Origin of the sequence: Streptomyces geranii (genome assembly GCF_002954775.1) — a bacterium.
GTDB classification, from domain to species: domain Bacteria; phylum Actinomycetota; class Actinomycetes; order Streptomycetales; family Streptomycetaceae; genus Streptomyces; species Streptomyces geranii.
The window spans coordinates 131,757-150,820 of record NZ_PJME01000017.1; the positions used below are offsets into that span (position 1 = coordinate 131,757).

The 19,064-nt window shown below is 71.2% G+C and carries 16 protein-coding genes; 5 read left to right on the top strand and 11 right to left on the bottom strand.

Annotated elements, in window-relative coordinates:
- From CW359_RS23140 to CW359_RS23150, 3 genes are all read left to right on the top strand, one after another.
- Entirely contained in the window at window positions 1-762 is a 762-nt protein-coding gene (locus CW359_RS23140; RefSeq protein WP_105971991.1) for a DeoR/GlpR family DNA-binding transcription regulator, read from the top strand.
- Window positions 759-1,706, top strand: coding sequence for a 1-phosphofructokinase (pfkB, locus tag CW359_RS23145; protein WP_105971992.1), 948 nt, complete (start codon window positions 759-761; stop codon window positions 1,704-1,706). The genes CW359_RS23140 and pfkB overlap by 4 nt, the downstream gene beginning before the upstream one ends.
- A gap of 568 nt (window positions 1,707-2,274) precedes the next feature.
- On the top strand, window positions 2,275-4,344 hold the full coding sequence (locus CW359_RS23150; RefSeq protein WP_105971993.1) for a PTS fructose transporter subunit IIABC: 2,070 nt from the start codon (window positions 2,275-2,277) through the stop codon (window positions 4,342-4,344).
- 120 nt (window positions 4,345-4,464) lie between these two features.
- On the opposite strand, the gene CW359_RS23155 is transcribed toward CW359_RS23150, so the two are convergent.
- The 4 genes from CW359_RS23155 to CW359_RS23170 form a co-directional block, all read right to left on the bottom strand.
- Entirely contained in the window at window positions 4,465-5,208 is a 744-nt protein-coding gene (locus tag CW359_RS23155) for a DUF6227 family protein (RefSeq protein WP_105971994.1), read from the bottom strand.
- A gap of 201 nt (window positions 5,209-5,409) precedes the next feature.
- A complete protein-coding gene (locus tag CW359_RS23160) occupies window positions 5,410-6,642 on the bottom strand; it encodes a L,D-transpeptidase (protein WP_105971995.1) in 1,233 nt (410 codons plus the stop codon).
- Between the two features lie 178 nt (window positions 6,643-6,820).
- On the bottom strand, window positions 6,821-7,873 hold the full coding sequence (locus CW359_RS23165; protein ID WP_105971996.1) for a P1 family peptidase: 1,053 nt from the start codon (window positions 7,871-7,873) through the stop codon (window positions 6,821-6,823).
- Between the two features lie 83 nt (window positions 7,874-7,956).
- On the bottom strand, window positions 7,957-9,228 hold the full coding sequence (locus CW359_RS23170; RefSeq protein WP_105971997.1) for a low temperature requirement protein A: 1,272 nt from the start codon (window positions 9,226-9,228) through the stop codon (window positions 7,957-7,959).
- Window positions 9,229-9,353: 125 nt separating this feature from the next.
- Between CW359_RS23170 and CW359_RS23175 the strand changes: the two genes are divergently transcribed.
- Window positions 9,354-9,542 carry a hypothetical protein gene (locus tag CW359_RS23175; RefSeq protein ID WP_105971998.1) on the top strand — a complete coding sequence of 63 codons (189 nt, stop codon included), beginning with the start codon at window positions 9,354-9,356 and terminating at the stop codon, window positions 9,540-9,542.
- A 28-nt stretch (window positions 9,543-9,570) separates the two neighbouring features.
- Here the strand turns inward: CW359_RS23175 and CW359_RS23180 are convergent, their stop codons facing one another.
- The 6 genes from CW359_RS23180 to CW359_RS23205 form a co-directional block, all read right to left on the bottom strand.
- On the bottom strand, window positions 9,571-10,041 hold the full coding sequence (locus tag CW359_RS23180; RefSeq protein WP_105971999.1) for a large conductance mechanosensitive channel protein MscL: 471 nt from the start codon (window positions 10,039-10,041) through the stop codon (window positions 9,571-9,573).
- Window positions 10,042-10,179: 138 nt separating this feature from the next.
- Window positions 10,180-10,746 carry an RcpC/CpaB family pilus assembly protein gene (locus tag CW359_RS23185; protein WP_105972000.1) on the bottom strand — a complete coding sequence of 189 codons (567 nt, stop codon included), beginning with the start codon at window positions 10,744-10,746 and terminating at the stop codon, window positions 10,180-10,182.
- A gap of 144 nt (window positions 10,747-10,890) precedes the next feature.
- On the bottom strand, window positions 10,891-11,760 hold the full coding sequence (locus tag CW359_RS23190) for an S-methyl-5'-thioadenosine phosphorylase (protein ID WP_105972001.1): 870 nt from the start codon (window positions 11,758-11,760) through the stop codon (window positions 10,891-10,893).
- A gap of 98 nt (window positions 11,761-11,858) precedes the next feature.
- Window positions 11,859-12,209: an FmdB family zinc ribbon protein gene (locus tag CW359_RS23195; protein ID WP_105972002.1), complete on the bottom strand. Its 351-nt coding sequence runs from the start codon at window positions 12,207-12,209 to the stop codon at window positions 11,859-11,861.
- 70 nt (window positions 12,210-12,279) lie between these two features.
- A complete protein-coding gene (locus CW359_RS23200) occupies window positions 12,280-13,557 on the bottom strand; it encodes an MFS transporter (protein WP_105972003.1) in 1,278 nt (425 codons plus the stop codon).
- A gap of 231 nt (window positions 13,558-13,788) precedes the next feature.
- On the bottom strand, window positions 13,789-15,294 hold the full coding sequence (locus CW359_RS23205) for a potassium/proton antiporter (protein WP_105972004.1): 1,506 nt from the start codon (window positions 15,292-15,294) through the stop codon (window positions 13,789-13,791).
- Window positions 15,295-15,553: 259 nt separating this feature from the next.
- On the opposite strand from CW359_RS23205, the gene CW359_RS23210 reads away from it, so the two are divergent.
- A complete protein-coding gene (locus tag CW359_RS23210) occupies window positions 15,554-18,313 on the top strand; it encodes a penicillin acylase family protein (protein WP_105972005.1) in 2,760 nt (919 codons plus the stop codon).
- A gap of 74 nt (window positions 18,314-18,387) precedes the next feature.
- Here the strand turns inward: CW359_RS23210 and CW359_RS23215 are convergent, their stop codons facing one another.
- Window positions 18,388-19,005 carry a 5-formyltetrahydrofolate cyclo-ligase gene (locus CW359_RS23215; RefSeq protein WP_105972006.1) on the bottom strand — a complete coding sequence of 206 codons (618 nt, stop codon included), beginning with the start codon at window positions 19,003-19,005 and terminating at the stop codon, window positions 18,388-18,390.
- Window positions 19,006-19,064: the final 59 nt, after the last annotated feature.

Genomic DNA, 19,064 nt, shown 5'->3' on the forward strand with positions numbered 1-19,064 from the left:
ATGTACGCACCGGAGCGGCAGCAGGAGATCCTGCGGCTCGCCCGTGACGGCGGGCGGGTGGACGTGCTGTCCCTGGCCGAGGAGTTCCAGGTCACCGCGGAGACCATCCGCCGGGACCTGAAGGCTCTGGACCGCGCGGGCCTCGTACGGCGTGTGCACGGCGGCGCCATACCGGCCGGTCGCCTCGACTTCGAGCCGGACCTCACCGAGCGCGAGTCGACGTCCGCCGACGAGAAGGACCGCATCGCCAAGGCCGCCCTCGCCGAACTGCCCACCGAGGGCACCCTGATCCTCGACGCCGGCTCGACGGTCGCGCGCCTCGCCGCCGCGATCCCGCTGGAGGCGACGCTCACCGTCGTCACCCACAGCCTCCCGATCGCGGCCCGCCTCGCCGACCACCCCGGCATCCAGCTGCACCTCGTCGGGGGCCGCGTCCGGCACCGCACCCGCGCCGCCGTCGACGCCTGGGCGCTGCGGGCGTACGGCGAGATCCGCGCCGACGTCGCGTTCGTGGCCGCCAACGGCTTCTCCGCGGAGCACGGCCTGACCACGCCCGACCTCGCCGAGGCCGCCGTGAAGCGGGCCGCCGTGGAGGCCGCCCGCCGAGTGGTGCTGCTCGCCGACTCGACGAAGCATGGCGAGGAGCACTTCGCCCGCTTCGGCGACCTGGGCGACGTGGACCTGCTGATCACCGACAGCGGGCTGGACCCCGAGGACGCCACCGACCTCGAACGCGGCGGCCTGGAGGTAGTACGCGCATGATCCTCACCGTCACCCCCAACCCGTCCCTCGACCGTACGTACGAGGTCCCGTCGCTCGACCGGGGCGAGGTCATCCGCGCCACCGGCGAACGCATGGACCCGGGCGGCAAGGGCGTCAACGTCTCCCGCGCGGTGGCCGCCGCGGGCCGCCGAACCGTGGCGGTACTCCCGCTGGGCGGCGCCCCCGGAGCGCTGGTGGCGGACCTCCTGGACGCCCAAGGCATAGAGGTGGCACCGGTCCCGATCGCGGGGGCGACCCGCTCGAACATCGCCCTGGCCGAGTCGGACGGCGTGCTGACGAAAATCAACGCACCCGGCCCCGAACTCTCGGCCGCCGAGCAGGAGTTGCTCCTGGAGACGGTACGTGCGCAGTCGGCCGACGCGGACTGGATCGCCTGCTGCGGCAGCCTGCCGAGGGGCCTGGCCCCTTCCTGGTACGCCGACATCGTCGCCCGCACGCACGCGGCGGGCGCCCGGATCGCCCTGGACACCTCAGGACCCGCTCTCCTCGCGGCTCTCCGTGAACGCCCGGATGTGGTCAAGCCGAACGCCGAGGAGCTGGCGGAGGCGGTGGGCCGCCCCCTGTCGACGATCGGCGACGCGGTGAAGGCGGCGGAGGAACTCCGCGAACTGGGCGCGGGCGCGGTCCTGGCCAGCCTGGGCGCCGACGGCCAACTCCTGGTCAACGCCTCGGGCACCTGGTTCGCCACGGCCCGGGTCGACATCGTACGCAGCAACGTGGGCGCGGGTGACTCCTCCCTGGCGGGCTTCCTGATAGCGGGCGGCAACGGCCCCGAGGCCCTGGCCTCAGCGGTGGCCCACGGCGCGGCGGCCGTCCAGCTCCCCGGCAGCGTGATGCCGACACCGGCGGACCTGAACCCGTCGGCGGTAACGGTGACGGCAGAGGTACCGACGGACCGGGCGTTGAGGGAGCCGGTGTCATGAGGACCTCACTGCCCGACTTCGCTGGGCCGGCGCCGGTTGGGTATTCCGGTGGCGCGACTGTCCGGCGTGCGTCCGGCGCCGCCCGGCCCGTCCGCCCTGCCGGTGGCCGGCGAGGTGTCAGTGGAGCGCGTACTGGAACAGCCGCTGGCCCGCGCGTCCTCGCCGGACCGGTGCTGGCGTGGTCCTCGGCCGTCGCGGTTGCCTGCGGTGAGTCCGGCGTCGCCCTGCCCGGCCGCCCTGCCCGTGGCCAGCTGGGTGTCGGTGGAGCGCGTCCTGGCGGAGCCGCTGGCCCGCGCGTCCTCGCCCGACCCGTGTCGGCGTGGTCCTTCGTCGCCTCGTGCCGAGCCGCCCGCACCCTTCAGGCGTCCGGCGGTCTGACCCCGGCGCCCATGACGGACCCCGACCGGTGTGTCCGTCCCCCTGAACCGGCCCTGACGCGGTGGGGTTTCCCCGGCCCCGCCGCAGCCGTACCCCTCCCCATGAGCCCCCACCGCAGTACCCGTAGCAACCCCGTCCCCAGCCCCGCCCACCCCACTTTCCGGGCGATACGCGTGCGAAGGAGCCCGCGATGAGCGAGATGATCACCGCGGACCTGGTCGACCTCGACCTGTCCGCCCAGACCAAGGACGCGGCGGCCCGTGCCCTCGCCGAGCGCATGGTGGCGAAGGGGCGGGTGACCGACCTCGACGGTTTCCTCGCCGACGTGGCCGCCCGTGAGGCGCAGATGCCGACCGGCCTCGACGGCGGCATCGGCATCCCGCACTGCCGTAGCGAACACGTGACCGAGCCGACGCTCGGCTTCGGGCGCAGCGCCGCCGGGATCGACTTCGGCGCGGCCGACGGCCCCGCCGACCTGATCTTCCTGATCGCGGCCCCGGCCGGCGCCGACGACGCCCATCTGACGATCCTGTCGTCGCTGGCCCGCCAGCTGATGAACGACGAGTTCACGGCCGCGCTGCGGGCGGTCGGCGATGCGGAGAGCGCCGCCGCGCTGATCCGCGGCGACGCGGCCCCGGCCGCCAGTACCGAAGACTCCGCGGCGGTTTCGGCGGCGGCCTCCGCCGAAACCGTCGCGGGCACCAGCACCAGCACCAGCACCAGCGGCAGCGGCAGCGACGGGGACGGTGACGCGGCTGCGGCTGCGCGTCCGTTCCGGATCGTCGCCGTCACCTCCTGTCCGACCGGCATCGCCCACACGTACATGGCCGCCGAGGCACTGGAGAACGCGGGCCGCGAGGCGGGCGTCGAACTCGTCGTCGAGCCGCAGGGCTCCGCCGGCTTCACCCGCCTCGACCCGGCCGTCATCGCCGCCGCGGACGGCGTGATCTTCGCCCACGACGTCCCCGTACGGGAGAAGGAACGCTTCGCCGGCAAGCCCACCGTCGACGTCGGCGTCAAGGCCGGTATCAACAAGCCCGCCCAGCTCATCGCCGACGTACGCGGCAAGGCCGAGCGCGGCGAGAGCAGCGCGCCCGCCACCGGCGGCGGTACGCCCGTCGAGCGGGCCGGCGACTCCGGCGACAACTACGGCACCAAGCTGCGCAAGTGGCTGATGACCGGCGTCAGTTACATGGTCCCGTTCGTCGCCGCGGGCGGTCTGCTGCTCGCCCTCGGCTTCGCGATCGGCGGCTGGGAGATCAACAAGGCGCCCTCGGTCATGGAGCACTTCTCCTGGACCCAGGTCGACAGCTGGGGCGCGCTGCTCTTCCAGATCGGCGGCGTCGCCTTCGGGTTCCTGATCCCCGTCCTGGCCGGTTACATCGCCTACGGCATGGCCGACCGCCCCGGTCTCGTCCCCGGCTTCGTCGGCGGCATGATCGCCTCGAACATCGCGGCCGGCTTCCTCGGCGGCCTGGTCGCCGGTCTGCTGGCCGGTGGCATCGTCCTCGCGATCCAGAAGGTCAGGATCCCGCCGGTGCTGCGCGGCATCATGCCGGTCGTGGTGATCCCGCTGATCTCCTCGCTGATCGTCGGCTTCCTGATGTTCGTCGTCGTCGGCAAGCCCATCGCCGAGGCCCAGAAGGGCATGACGGACTGGCTGGCCGGCCTCTCCGGCACCAACGCCATCCTGCTCGGCGTGCTGCTCGGCCTGATGATGTGCTTCGACCTCGGCGGCCCGGTCAACAAGGTCGCGTACGCCTTCGCCACGGCCGGTATCGCCATCGCGGACCCCAGCGACTCCGCGATGAAGGTCATGGCCGCGGTGATGGCCGCCGGTATGGTCCCGCCGCTGGGCATGGCGCTGGCCACCGTCGTCCGCAGGAAGCTCTTCACCCCGGCCGAGCAGGAGAACGGCAAGGCCGCCTGGGTCCTGGGCGCCTCCTTCATCTCCGAGGGCGCCATCCCGTTCGCGGCGGCCGACCCGCTGCGCGTCATCCCGGCCTCGATGGCGGGCGGCGCGGTCACCGGCGCCCTGTCGATGGCCTTCGGCGCGACCCTGCGCGCCCCGCACGGCGGCATCTTCGTGGTCCCGCTGATCGGCAGCCCGTTCCTCTACCTGATCGCCATCGCGGCCGGCACCTGCGTCACGGCGGGCCTGGTCATCGTCCTCAAGAGCATGCGCAAGCAGGCCCCGGCCGCCGGCTCGCCGGAGGGCGCCGTGCGGGCGGTCGAGAAGAAGGAGCCGGTGGCGGCGTAACTCCGGCCCGGATCGGGCGAGTTCACCGAACAGCATGGAGGCCGCCACGGCCAAGCGCCGCGGCGGCCTCCCGCACGTCTACAACCGAACGTCTACAACCGAACGTCTACATCCGAACGTCTACGCCCGAGCCGCCCGCCGCTCCATCGCGTCTCGCGCCCCGTCCTCTGTCGGATACACCTCGCACATGTGCCGCCCGTCGGGCGTAGCCGTGTGCTCGACCTCCCAGAGGGAGATCTCCTCGCCGCCGGGCAGCAGGAACGCGTGCTCGTAGAGCGAGAAACCGAGGCCCGCCCGTCCCGCCCGGCACGGCCGCCCGAACGCCTGCGTGATCTGGTGCGCGAACGCCCCGCGCAGCAACTCCGCCGTGTCCGAACCCGGCCGGTCCGCGTTCTCCGCCCGGCGCAATAAGCGGCGCGCGTGATCCGCCGAGTCGTCGGGAACGTACACATGCCGGGGCTGCACCACCGGCGTGAGCTGCACCGTCACCGGCAGCTCGAAGTCCGGGTCGTCCGCGGGCAACGGGAGCCTGGCCGTGGCGGCACGCAGCTCCTCCTCGTCGACGTACACCTCGTGCTGCGCGCCCGCCCCCGGCGCCGTGTTGTGCACCAACTCCCAGAGGGTGAGCGCCGAACCGTCGGCGAGCAGCCAGGTGTGCCGGTACGTCTCGCGGTGCAGCCCCGCGCTGTGGTGCGCCGAGTGCAGCGAACTGTCGTGCGCCAGCGCGCAGTCGAGCCGCCGTATCGCCTCGTCGGGCAACTCGAAGGAGTTCAGCGCACGACCCAGGAGCCGCTCGAGATGCTCCTCCGGAGACTCGGGCGACTCGGGTGGTTCGTACGCTGTCGTCTCGTACGGAACGCTCAAGGCTTCTCCCGGCGTTGCTGCATGTCACCTTGTGGGTGCATACCGTAGCCCCTCGGTCGGACATCATGTCCGGGAACCGAGAAAACATATGCCAGAGAGACGTCGGGGACGCGCGAAAAGTTCCCGCACGACCCCGAATGCCGTCAATGATCCGTCAAGACACCCTGATCAGAAGCTACTTAGGGCGGCCTTGGCAGGGCCTCAGGAAGCGGCCCCCGCCGTCCACTCGCTCCACGGCAGATTCCAGCCGTTGAGACCGTTGTCCGGCGCGACCTGCTTGTCGGCCGAGTTCTTCACGATGACGACGTCACCGATCATCGAGCTGTCGAAGAACCACTTCGCGGGCGTGTCCCCGTTCGCCCCCTGCACGTCCTGCAGCCCCACACATCCGTGACTGGTACCCGTACGCCCGAACGGCGGATTGCCCTTGTTGTACCAGTAGTTGCCGTGGATGAAGGTCCCCGAGGTCGTCAGCCGCATCGCGTGCGGTACGTCCGGGATGTCGTACGCGTTGGCCAGATCGACCGTACGGCTGTCCATCCGCGTCTCCTTCAGCTTCTCGGAGATCACCATCTGCCCGTTGTAGGTGGTGAACTCCGGGCTGCCGGCGGAGATCGGGACGCTCTTGAGGGTCTGCCCGTCCCGTACGACCGTCATGGTCTGCGTGTTGACGTCGACCGTCGACACCTGCGAGCGCCCGATCGTGAAGCTGACGGTCTTCTTCTGCACCCCGACCACGCCGTTGGCGCCCTCGACCCCGTCCAGGTCGATCTTCATCGTGACCTTGGAACCGGCCTTCCAGTACTCCTCGGGCCGGAAGTCGAGCCGCTGCGCCCCGAACCAGTGCCCGACGACCTGCTGCCCGCTGCTCGACGTGACGGTGATGTGCGACCGCACGGCGGCCTGATCGCTGATCGCCTTGTCGAACGTGAACGACACCGGCATCCCCACCCCGACCGTCGTCCCGTCGTCCGGCGTGTACGTCCCGATGAAACTGTTCGCCTTGGTGACCGTCGTGAAGGTCGAGTCGGCGCTCCCGACCCGCCCGTCGCCGTCCTTCGCGGACGCCGATATTCGATACCGCGTCCCCCGCTCCAACTGCTCGGCGGGCTGCCAGCTCCGCCCGTCCGCGGCTATCGCCCCCGCGACGGCGGCCCCGGTCCCCGCGACGGTCATCTTCACCCCGGTCAGCGTGCCCCCGGTGACCTTCACCCCGGTCGTGTTGATCGACGCGCCCGCCGACCCGTCCTTCGCGGAGATGACGATCCGGGCGCCGGAAGTGGCGACGGAGCCGCTGTCCTTCTTGCCGCCACCCCCCTTCCCGTCACTGTCACTCCCACTGCCACCGGCACACGCGGTGAGGGCGAACGCACCGACCATCAGGACGGCACAGGCCCCCAGTGCGCGCCGAGCTGTCGTGTCCGGCGTTGTCACGGGCTGCTCCAGGTTTGTGTGATCCGGGGTTTCCGGGCTGCTTCGGGTGATCCGCTCCACTTGCGTGAAGAAAGAGGGACACACCACACACCCAGGTTCCCGACGACCTCCTTCGCATCCATCCGGTGACAGAACCGGGACAATCACCTCGACTCCGTTGCCCCCGGCAGGGCAACCTTTACCGGCGACGCCCGTACAACTCCTCGTACGACGGCCAGCACCCGCCCTTCCCGTTCCCGTTCTCGTTCCCCGTCACCGACCCCGCCGCCCGTACCGCCCGCACGATCGCCCGTGTCACCAGGTCCGCGCCCGCCTCCAGGATCTCGTTCAGGGCGAGGGGGTCCTCCTCGGCCAGGCGCCGTGTTCCCGTCGACAGGGCGAACACCGTGTCCCCGTCGGTGAGCAGGTGCACCGGGCGTACGGCGCGGGCGATGCCGTCGTGGGCCGTGCCGGCGACCTTCTGGGCCTGGGCCTTCGACAGTGCCGCGTCGGTGGCCACCACCGCGAGGGTCGTGTTCAGCGGGGGGAGGGGGGACTGGGCCGCGACCTCGGCCAGTCGGCGCTGGGCCGCCCTGTGCACATCGTCCGCCGGGTAGCCGACCCGCCGCCCCTCGAACAACTCCCCGTACAACAGGCCCGTTTCCGGATCCACCGAGTACCCCGCCGCGTTGGCCACCACCAGCGCCGCCACCGTGATCCCCGACCCGAGCACCGTGCTCGCGGTGCCCACGCCGCCCTTGAGGAACCCGATCACCGCCCCTGTACCGGCGCCCACGCACCCCTCCCGCACGGCCGCGCCCGGTTCGCTCGCCGCGGCTGCCTCGACCGCCGCCCGACCCGTGGCCGCGTCCGGCCGGGCCCGGAAGTCGCCACCCCGGCCCAGGTCGAAGACACACGCCGCCGGGACCACCGGCACGACGTGCCCGGCGTCCGGCCCGACCCGTACCCCGCGCCGCTGCTCCTCCAGCCAGGCCATCACCCCCGACGCCGCGTCCAGCCCGTACGCGCTGCCGCCCGTCAGCACCACCGCCTCGACCCCGCGTACGACGTTGCGCGGATCCAGGGCGTCGGTCTCCTTCGTGCCGGGCCCGCCGCCCCGCACGTCCACGGCCGCCACGGCCCCGCCCTCCGGCGCGAGCACGACCGTCGTGCCGGTGAGCCAACCGTCGCCGATACGGGTCGCATGCCCCACCCGCAGGCCGGCGACATCTGTCAGAGCGTCAACTGTCATGCCCCCCAGTCTTGTCCAGCCACCCTCCCCCCTGCCCCTTCCGCCCCCTCCGGCGCGCTCTCCGCCTTCTCCACCCGCCCCGCCTACGGCGCCTGCGCCGCTCCCGTCTCCTCCGCCCGGCGCTCCCCGGCCGCCGTCCGCGCCGTCAGCGTCACCCCGGTCGCCACCGCGAGCGCCGACACGAGGCCCGCCGCGAGCACCGCCCAGTCGCCCAGGAACGTGCACACGATCACCAGCAACGCCGTGCTCGGCAGCACCAGCTGCTGTGCCGTGCCCACCTTGAAGTACCGCGAGTGCAGCGCCCACACGGTGATCAGGTACAGCGCCGTCGGCAGGGTCACGGCAGCCGACGCGGACAGTGTCGAGATGTGCGCCTTGCCGACTCCCTGCTCGACCGCCACCTCCAGGCCCGCCCCGATCGCCGCCACCGACGCGAAGATCACGTAGTGGCCGTAACCCCACAGGAACGACTGCCTGTTGGAACGCAGATGCCCGTGGATGGGGACGGCGAAGTAGATCCACCAGGCCGAGAACACGATCAGCAGCCCGCCCGCCGCGATCGGCAGCACCTCGCCCAGCGCGTCGTTCTCCGCCACCCCCGACTTCACGGCCACCGTCGCCGCCGCGATCGCCTCGCCCAGCACGATGATGGTGAACAGCCCGTACCGCTCGGAGATGTGGTGCGGATGCCAGGACGTCGCGAAGCTCCGCTCCGCGTACAGCGGGACCGCCAGTTCGGCGATCACCATCACCAGGAACACCCACGCCCGGGCCGGCTCCGGCAGGACCACCAGCCCCAGCCAGCCCACCAGGCACAGCAGCACACCACCGGCGTACCGAAGCGCCATCGTCCGCTCGGCCCCGGTGGCCGAACGGGCCGCCCGCAGCCACTGCGCGGCCATCGGCAGCCGCATGATCAGATAGCCGAGCCAGACGATCACGAAGTCGTGGTCGTCGAAGGCCCGTGAGACCCCGGCCGCCAGTACCAGGACACCGGCGATCTGGACCAGCGTGACGATCCGGTACAGCACGTCGTCGTTGTCGTACGCCGAGGCGAACCAGGTGAAGTTCATCCAGGCCCACCAGATGGAGAAGAACACCATCGCGTAGTTGAGGATGCCCTCGCCCGCGTGCCCCTCCGCGACCGCGTGCACCAGCTGGACGCCCACCTGGGCGACCGCCACCACGAAACAGAGGTCGAAGAAGAGCTCCAGCGGCGAGGCCACCCGGTGCGACTCGCCACGTCCGCGCGCGGTCAGCTTGCGCAGCGGGGCGTCGCGGCCGGCACCGGCCGAGGCGCTGGATACGCCGGTCACATCGGGCACGTCGGACGCGGGCGAGGAACTGGACGTCATACGCACCAGCACAGCAGATGAGCCCAGCGTGCGCAGGCCGAAGGGCGGCGCCGGAGCGTGATCGTGATCCGGCGGGCGCCCCACGGCCCGGACGGGCCCCGCCGGGCGGGCCGTACCCTGGAGCCATGAGCAGCCCCGCCGCCCCCGAACCGAGCGCCCCCAAGCCCGTGCTGATCTTCGACGACCCGCTGGACCAGCAGTCGTCGGACGACACGGACCGGGGATGGGGCGAGCGCCCGGCCGACAGCGGCGGCGGCGACAGCGCGGCCGACCTGAAGCGCTTCCTCGACGAGAAGCCGCCCCACCACATCTGAACCGCGCCGAACCACCTGGCTGGGGCTCCTACCTCCCGTCGTGCCCGGAGCCCCGCTGGGCCACCAGGGCGTCGCGGATCTCCTTGAGGACCTCCAGCTCGCTCACCTCGATGACCTCCTGAGCGCCCTCCTTCGCCTTCTGGCGGGCGGTCTGCCGGGCCAGGTACTTCGACATCGGCAGGACCATCAGGAAGTAGACGACGGCCGCGGTGATCACGAAGCTGAGCGTGGCGCCCAGGACCGCGCCCCACATGATCGTGATGCCGGTCGCGGCGTCCCCGGTGCCGGTGCAGGGGCCCTTGAGGCAGGAGCTGTAGCTGTCGAGGTTCTTCGTCCCGAACGCTCCCACCAACGGGTTGATGACGCCCTTCACCACCGAGTTCACGATGTTGGTGAACGCGGCGCCGATGACCACCGCGACCGCCAGATCCACGACGTTGCCGCGGGTCAGGAAGGCTTTGAAGCCGTCCAAGACGCTCGGTTTCTTCTTCTCGCTCACCGCGGGGCCTCTCCTCATGCACGCAAATGGTGGAACAAGCAGTTCCGCAACCTACGTCAACCTGTGGCAGCCGTGTCCAATTGGGTAGCTCCAACGAGGGACTTGACACCAGACGGTTCGAGAGAAGCATGCGACGGCTCACCACACCGTCACCGCCAACCGCGCCGTCGCCCCCGCGCCCGCCAGCCTGGACGCCGTCGTGCGCGGCACCGACAGCACGACCAGCGCCCCGCCCTCGGCCACGCTCTCCCCGGCCGCCGGCGCCCGCGGCACCTCCGTCACCCGGACCCGGTGCGCGACCACCCGGGCGTCCGTGCCCGTCGGCGACTCCTCGGCCGCGATGACGTCGACCCGGTCACCGGGCCGCAGCAGCCGGACCGTCGCCGCGTCGGCGATCCGCACCGGCGCCGTCACCATCTCGACCGCGCGCCGCTCCCGCACCGGCTCGGCCACCGGATGACCCCGGACGTGTCCGGCATCGGGCGGCGGACCCGACGCCTCGCGCGGACCGGCCGCCACGATCGCCGCCGCCGTGACGGCGAGCCCGAGGGCCAGCGCCCGCCGCCGGCTCCGGACCAGCCGCCTCAACTGACCGCGCCCGCCGCGCACCCGCACAGGGGCGAAGTGCGGCACCTCGCAGGGCGGGGGGACGAGCGGAACGGAACGCACGGAATGCGCGGGCTGCGGGGGACGTACGGGAGCCATGGGGACCACCACCTGTGTCGAGGGATCTGCTTGCGCCCCCACGATGAGGCTTTTCGGCGAATCCCGCCGAGCCCTGTGTGTTACTCACCGGTTGTGGACAACTCGCTCACCCGAACGGGAAGTTCCGCCCCCACCAGCCCTGTTTCAGGGCAGCTCGAAGCCCGGATCCATCCCGCCCAGCGCCTTCGTGCACAGGCAGTCCCGTGTCCCGGCCGCCGGCAGCGCCGCCACCGCGTCGTAGAGCACGCCCCGCATCCGGTCGACGTTCGCCGCGAACACCTGGAGCACCTCCTCGTGCGAGACGCCCTCGCCGGTCTCCGCACCCGCGTCGAGGTCGGTGACCAGGGTCAACGACGTGTAGCACAGCTCCAGTTCACGGGCGAGGCCCGCCTCGGGATGGCCCGTCATGCCCACCACCGACCAGCCCTGCGCCCGGTACCACAGCGACTCGGCACGGGTGGAGAACCGGGGCCCCTCGATCACGGTCAGCGTGCCGCCGTCCACCGGCTCCCAGTCCCGTCCGCGCGCCGCCGCCAGGGCGACCTCGCGGCCGACCGGGCAGTAGGGGTCGGCGAGGGACACGTGCACCACGTTGGGGACGGTCCCGTCGGGCAGCGGCAGGCCGTCGAAGTAGGTGCCGGCCCGGGACCTCGTACGGTCGACCAGCTGATCCGGTACGAGCAGCGTGCCCGGGCCGTACTCGGGCCGCAGCCCGCCCACCGCGCACGGAGCCAGCACCTGGCGCACGCCGACCGAGCGCAACGCCCACAGGTTGGCGCGGTAGTTGATGCGGTGCGGCGGCAGATGGTGCCCTCGCCCGTGCCGGGGCAGGAAGGCGACCCGGCGACCGGCGACCTCACCGAGGAACAGGGAGTCACTGGGGGAGCCGTACGGCGTGTCCACCTGTATCTCGGTCACGTCGTCGAGGAAGGAGTAGAAACCGGAGCCGCCGATCACGCCGATCTCGGCGCTCGTGACGTTCGCGGCGCTCCCGGGGTTCGCCTGATTCACCATGCCCGCACCCTAGGGCCTGCCGGGGGCGGCGTGCGGAGACGCCGAAGACCCCGTCGCCGTCGGGGCGGCGACAGGGTCCCGTGGGTCAAGAGATGGTGCTACGCGGCCGAGCTGCTGGTGCTCGACGAGCTGCTGGAGCCCGAAGAGGAGCTGGACGAACTCGACGACGAGCCGGACGACGAGGAGCCCGACGAACTCGACGACGAGTCCGAGGACGACGACGAAGAAGTGGCCGTCGACGGCTTCGACGCGGGCGCGCTGCTCGACGAGGAGCCGCGGCTGTCGTTGCGGTAGAAGCCGGAGCCCTTGAAGACGATGCCGACCGCGGAGAACACCTTCTTGAGGCGGCCGTCGCAGTTGGGGCACACGGTCAGGGCGTCGTCGGTGAACTTCTGCACCGCTTCAAGGCCCTCGCCGCACTCGGTGCACTGGTACTGGTAGGTCGGCACTGTTGTCTTCCTCCTGGCACTCTCACTCGATGAGTGCTAACGATCGTCCATAGTGACGTATTCCTTCGGATCAGTCCACTGTCACCGGCGCGCGGTGACCGACGCCACGTGCCACGGTCAGGCCCGCCGGGCGGCTCGTCGCCCGTGGTGAGAGCCGTGAACGCAGGGTCACCAGGGTCGCCAGGGCCAGCAGTGTGCCCGCCATGGGGACCAGGAATCCGGCGCCGTCCCAGAGGCGGTCCTCCAGCTGGCCCGCGGCGGTGACGGCCGCCGCCTGGCCGAGGGCGACCGCGCCGGTCAGCCAGGTGAACGCCTCGGTGCGCGCGCCGGCCGGGACCAGGGCGTCGACCAGGGTGTAGCCGGTGATCAGCGCGGGCGCGATGCACATGCCGACCAGGAGGCCGAGCCCGGCCAGCGTCAGCGCGGACTCCGCCGTCCACAGGCCGGAGGCGGTGACCGCGAGGGCCGCGTACCCGGCGATCAGGCGCCGCTGCGGGGCCATGCGCCAGGCGACGGCTCCGCAGACCAGGCCGGAGAGCATGTTGCCGGCGGCGAAGACCCCGTAGAGGACGCCGTTGAGACCGGGTTCGCCGATGGACTCGCTGAACGCGGCGAGCGAGACCTGCATGCCGCCGAAGACGGCGCCGATGCCGAGGAACGCGACGATCAGCACACGTATCCCGGGGACGCCCAGTGCGGAGACGCGCTCCACGCGCGCGTGCCGCCCACTCGGTGAACCGACCGCCGCCACCGGCGGCTGGGTGCTCCGCCGGGCGGCGAACAGCAGGCCGCCCACGAGGGTCAGCGCGGCCTCGGTGACCAGGCCCGCCGCCGGGTCCACGGCGGTGCACAGAGCGGTCGCGAGCAGCGGGCCGAAGACGAAGGTCAGCTCGTCCGTGACGGACTCGAAGGCCGCCGCCGTCGGCGTCAGGGGCGAGTCCTGGAGCTTCACCGCCCAGCGGGCGCGGACCATGGGGCCGATCTGGGGCGTGGAGGCACCGGTCAGGACCGCGGCGGCGAACAGGGTCCACAAGGGGGCGCCGGTCAGCGCCAGCGCCGTCAGGGCGAGGCCGGACAGGGTGTGCAGGACGACGCCGGGGACGAGGACCGCGCGCTGTCCGTGGCGGTCGGCGAGGCGGCCCCCGTAGGGCGCGCACAGGGCCATGGAGACGCCGGTGACGGCGGCCACGGCGCCCGCGGTGCCGTACGAGCCGGTGGTGTGCTGGACGAGCAGCACGATGGAGATGGTGAGCATCGCGAACGGCTGTCGCGCGGCGAAACCGGGGAGCAGGAACGTCCAGGCGCCGGGGGTGCGGAGCAGCTGTCCGTAGGTGACCGTGGATGCCACGGCCGTGCCTTTCCGCTGCCTGGTAGCGCGACCCCACTGTGCGGGCGAGGGGCGCCGAGAGCTGTCCTCTTGCGCGGACTGCGGTAGATGCCGACGCCCCCGCAGAGGATGTCCCGGCCGCCATACGGTCGCGCCAGCTCTGCTTCAGGCAGAGTTGGTTCGATCAGGGTGCGCCTTCACTGTACAGGGGGGACGGTCCCCGCCACCTCCGAAAGGAAGTGGAGAGGTTCGTCACGCCTGTGCTCCGTCGCCGCCGGTGCCCAGCCACTGGGCGAGCTTGCCGCCCTGTCCGACGGCCCTGAGGCGTCGTTCCGCGGCGTCGCGGACCGGGTCGGTGGCCACCACGAGGAGTTCGTCGCCGCGCCGCAGCACTGTCGTGGGAAGCGGAACGAACGATTTTTCGTCGCGGACGACGAGGGTGACGGCGGCGCCCGGCGGCAGCCTCAGCTCGCCCACCTCGACGCCGTGCATCCTGGAGCCGTCGGGGATCGCGACGGACAGCAGATGCCCGCGCAGCCGCTCCAGGGGCGCCGATTCGATACCGAGGTCCGCAGGCCCCTCGCCCCCGCCCAGCTGCAGTTTGCGGGCCAGCCAGGGGAGCGTCGGGCCCTGGACGAGGGTGTAGACGACGACCAGGACGAAGACGATGTTGAAGATGCGACGGCTCTCCTCGACGCCGCTCACCATGGGGATCGTCGCCAGGATGATGGGCACCGCGCCGCGCAGCCCGGCCCAGGACATCAGGGCCTGCTCCTGCCAGGGCACCCGGAAGGGCAGCAGGCAGACCAGCACGCTCAGTGGACGCGCCACCATGGTCAGGACCAGGCCGATGACGAGCGCGGGCCAGATGTCGTCGCCCATCTCGTGCGGGGTGACCAGCAGGCCGAGCAGGACGAACATGCCGATCTGGGCGATCCAGCCGAGTCCGTCGGCGAAGCCGCGGGTGGCCGGCCAGTGCGGCAGCTTGGCGTTGCCGAGGACCATGGCGGCCAGGTAGACCGCGAGGAAGCCGCTGCCGTGGGCGAGCGCGCCGGCGGCGTACGCGGTGACGGCTATCGCCATCACGGCGATGGGGTAGAGGCCGGACGCGGGCAGCGCCACGTGCCTGAGGCCCCAGGAGCCGAGCCAGCCGACCGCGATGCCGATGGCCGCGCCGATGGCCAGCTCAAGGATGATGACGCCCAGCAGGGTGTACCAGTGCTCGACCGGGCCCGCGGTGGACAGCGAGACGACCAGGATGACCACGGGGGCGTCGTTGAACCCCGACTCGGCCTCCAGAGTGCCCGTCACGCGCGCGGGGAGGGGTATTTTCCGCAGCACGGAGAAGACCGCCGCCGCGTCCGTCGAGGACACCACCGCGCCGATGATGAAGGCCTGCCGCCATTCCAGCCCGATCAGGTAGTGGGCGGCCGTGGCCGTGATCCCGACGCTGACCGCGACGCCCGCCAGCGCCAGCGCGGAGGCGGCCGGGAGGGCGGGCTTGATCTCCTTCCACTTCGTGGCGAGTCCGCCCTCGGCCAGGATCACGACCAGGGCCGCGTATCCGATGACCTGGGTCAGTTCGGCGTTGTCGAAGTGGATGTCGCCGATGCCGTCCTGGCCCATGGCGATGCCGATCCCCAGGTAGACGAGCAGGCTGGGGAGCCCGCTGCGCGAGGAGATCCGAACCGCTGCCACAGCGACGAGGAGCACGAGCGAGCAGACGAGCAGGAGCTGGTTGAGGTGGTGGACAGTCAGCGGCCGTTCCCTTCACTGGCCCGCGGCACCGCACGCGCGCGGGTCATGTACATCGGACACGAGGTGAGGTCACCGCGCACCCAAGTACTTCGTTACCTTACCTAACTCTTGACGATTTCTTGACACTTCCCCAGGCATGATCGAACGCCCGTCCGTTCGCGTACCCGACTCCGCGTCAAGTCGCGTCGGGCCCTGCGCCTATGGTTGCTCCAGCACTCCAGTACCGCCTGCCGCTCGCGTTAGGACAGCAAGGACAGCGATGCCCCCCACCACCACCAGCTCTTCCGGTCACAAGCCCGGCAAGTCCGGCAGGAAGAAGGGGCGCAAAGCCCGACTGTTCGTGATCGTCCTGGTTCTGGCGATCATCGGAGGCGTCGCCTACGGCGCGTTCTGGTCCGTCAGCACCGTCCGGGCCTCCTTCCCGCAGACCAAGGGATCGATCACCCTCGAAGGCCTGTCGGGGCCCGTAGACGTCAAGCGCGACAGCTACGGCATCCCGCAGATCTACGCCTCCTCCGACGAGGACCTGTTCATGGCGCAGGGCTACGTCCAGGCGCAGGACCGGTTCTACGAGATGGACGTCCGCCGGCACATGACGTCGGGCCGGCTCTCCGAGATGTTCGGCAAGGGACAGGTCGACAACGACGAGTTCCTGCGCACCCTCGGCTGGGACCGGGTGGCCAAGAAGGAGTACGAGGACACCCTCTCGGCCGCCACGAAGAAGTACCTCCAGGCCTACGCCAAGGGGGTCAACGCCTACCTCAAGGGCAAGGACGGCGCGGACATCTCCCTGGAGTACGCGGCCCTCGGCTTCACCAACGACTACAAGCCGCAGGAGTGGACCCCGGTCGACTCGGTCGCGTGGCTCAAGGCGATGGCCTGGGACCTGCGCGGCAACATGCAGGACGAGATCGACCGCTCCCTGCTGACCAGCCGCCTCGGCCCGCAGCAGATCGCCGACCTGTACCCCGAGTACCCGTACAGCCGCAACAAGCCGATCGTCCAGGAGGGCGGGTACGACGCCTCGACGCAGACGTTCGTCGACGGCGAGGGCACCAGCGCGCAGTCTGCGTCCTCGGGGACGTCGGGGACGGAATCCTCTGCCTCCGTCGACTCCGCGGCGATCCAGAGCCAGCTGGAGGGCCTCTACCGGGTCCTGGACGACGTCCCGACGGCCGTCGGCGTGAACGGCAACGGCATCGGCTCCAACTCCTGGGTGGTCGGCGGCACCCACACCATCACCGGCAAGCCCCTGCTGGCCAACGACCCGCACCTGTCGCCCTCGCTGCCGTCCGTCTGGTACCAGATGGGCCTGCACTGCCGCAGCGTCTCCGCCAAGTGCCAGTACGACGTCTCCGGATACACCTTCGCGGGCATGCCCGGTGTGATCATCGGCCACAACGCCGACATCGCCTGGGGCATGACCAACTCGGGCGTCGACGTCACCGACCTCTACCTGGAGAAGCTCTCCGGCGACGGCTACCTCGTCGACGGCAAGACCAAGCCCTTCACGGCGCGCGAGGAGACCATCAAGGTCGCCGGCGGCGCCTCCAAGAAGATCGTCGTCCGCGAGACCGACAACGGCCCCCTGCTGTCCGACCGCGACGACGAACTGGTCAAGGTCGGCCAGAAGGCCACCGTCGACGCCTCCGCCCCCGACCGGGGCGACGGCTACGGCATCGCGCTGCGCTGGACCGCGCTCGACCCCGGCAAGTCCATGGACGCCGTCTTCCTGATCGACAAGGCGTCGAACTGGACCGAGTTCCGCGCGGGCGCCGCCTCCTTCGAGGTGCCCTCGCAGAACCTCGTCTACGCGGACACCGCGGGCAACATCGGCTACCAGCTGCCGGGCCGCATCCCCACGCGCGCGGCGGGCGACGACGGCTCCCTCCCGGTCCCCGGCTGGGACTCCAAGTACCGCTGGACCGGCTACCTCAAGCAGGCCGAGCTGCCCTTCGAGTTCAACCCCGAGCGCGGCTACATCGTGACCGCCAACCAGGCCGTCGTCGACAAGAGCAAGTACCCGTACACGCTCACCACGGACTGGGGCTACGGCACCCGCAGTCAGCGCATCGCCGACCTGATCGCCTCGAAGATCAGGGGCGGCGGCAAGATCTCCACCGACGACATGCGCCAGATGCAGCTGGACAACAGCAGCGAGATCGCCAAGCTGCTGGTGCCCAAGCTGCTCGCGATCGACGTCGACGACAAGTACGTCCGCGAGGCGCAGAAGCTCCTCGTGGGCTGGGACTACACCCAGGACGCCGACTCCGCCGCCGCGGCCTACTTCAACGCGGTCTGGCGCAACATCCTGAAGCTGGCCTTCGGCAACAAGCTGCCCAAGGAGGTCCGGGTCGAGGGCCAGTGCCTGTACGTCAAGCCGGTCAACACCACCAGCCCCGCCGACCCCGACCAGCGGGTCCTCGAATGCGGCCAGCGGGACGCGGACCAGGCCCAGCCGGACGGCGGCGACCGCTGGTTCGAGGTGGTCCGCAAGCTCATCGACGACCAGGACAACGACTGGTGGAGCACGCCGAAGACCCGCACCGAGAAGGCCGCGACCAACCGCGACGAGCTCTTCGCGCGGGCCATGACGGACGCCCGCTGGGAGCTGACCGCCAAGCTCGGCAAGGACATCGACACCTGGAGCTGGGGCCGGCTGCACCGCCTGTTCCTGAAGAACCAGACCCTGGGCACCGAGGGCCCCGGCTTCCTCCAGTACATCCTCAACCGCGGCCCCTGGAACCTCGGCGGCGGCGAGGCGACGGTCAACGCGACCGGCTGGAACGCGGCCGGCGGCTACGGCGTCGTCTGGGTGCCGTCGATGCGGATGGTGGTCAACCTCGGCGACCTCGACAAGTCGAAGTGGATCAACCTGACGGGAGCCTCCGGGCACGCCTTCAGCGACCACTACACCGACCAGACCGGCAAGTGGGTCGACGGCGAACTACTGGACTGGTCCTTCACCGACAAGGCCGTCGAGGACAGCACGAGCGACACCCTGCTGCTGAAACCATGAGCGGGCGGTAGCACCGGAACGGCCCTCCACGCGCACGCGTGGAGGGCCGTTCCCCGTTCCCCGAGGGGAACTTTCTACGAAGCCGACGAGGGGTCCCCGAACCGGCGTACGCCCGACGGCGTGACCACCGCGTGCACCGGCCGGTCGTGCGGCTCGGCCGGGACGAGGGGGACGACCTCGGAGTCGTACAGCATCACCACCAGGGCCGGATCGGCAGCCGACCGCGCCAGCCGGGCCAGCACCCGGTCGTACGAGCCCCCGCCGCGCCCCAGGCGCATCCCCAGGCCGTCCACGGCGAGGCCGGGCAGCAGAACGGCGTCGGCGCTCGTCACGGCGTCCGTGCCCAGGCGCTCGCCGGCCGGCTCCAGGAGGGCCATCCGCCCGCCGTGCCGCACCTCCACCAGGGACCCCTCGCCGCCGTACGCGCCCCAGTCGAGGTCGTTGTCCGGGAGGAGCACCGGCAGCAGGACGCGCACCCCGCGCGCGTGGAGGGCGTCCAGGAGGACGCGGGTGCCCGGTTCGGTGCCGACGGAGACGTACGCGGCGACCGTCCGCGCGTCGGCGAGTTCGGGCAGGCCGACCGCTCGGGCCGCCAGGGCCGCCGCGGTCTCCTGGACGTCGGCCGCCGTCAACCTGTTTCTCACCGCCAGGAGGTCCCGCCGCAACGTCCGCTTGTCAGGCTCTGCCCCCATGGCTCTCCTTCGATCGTTTCCGGTGTTCTCATGCGCTTCATATGCCGATATGAGGTTCG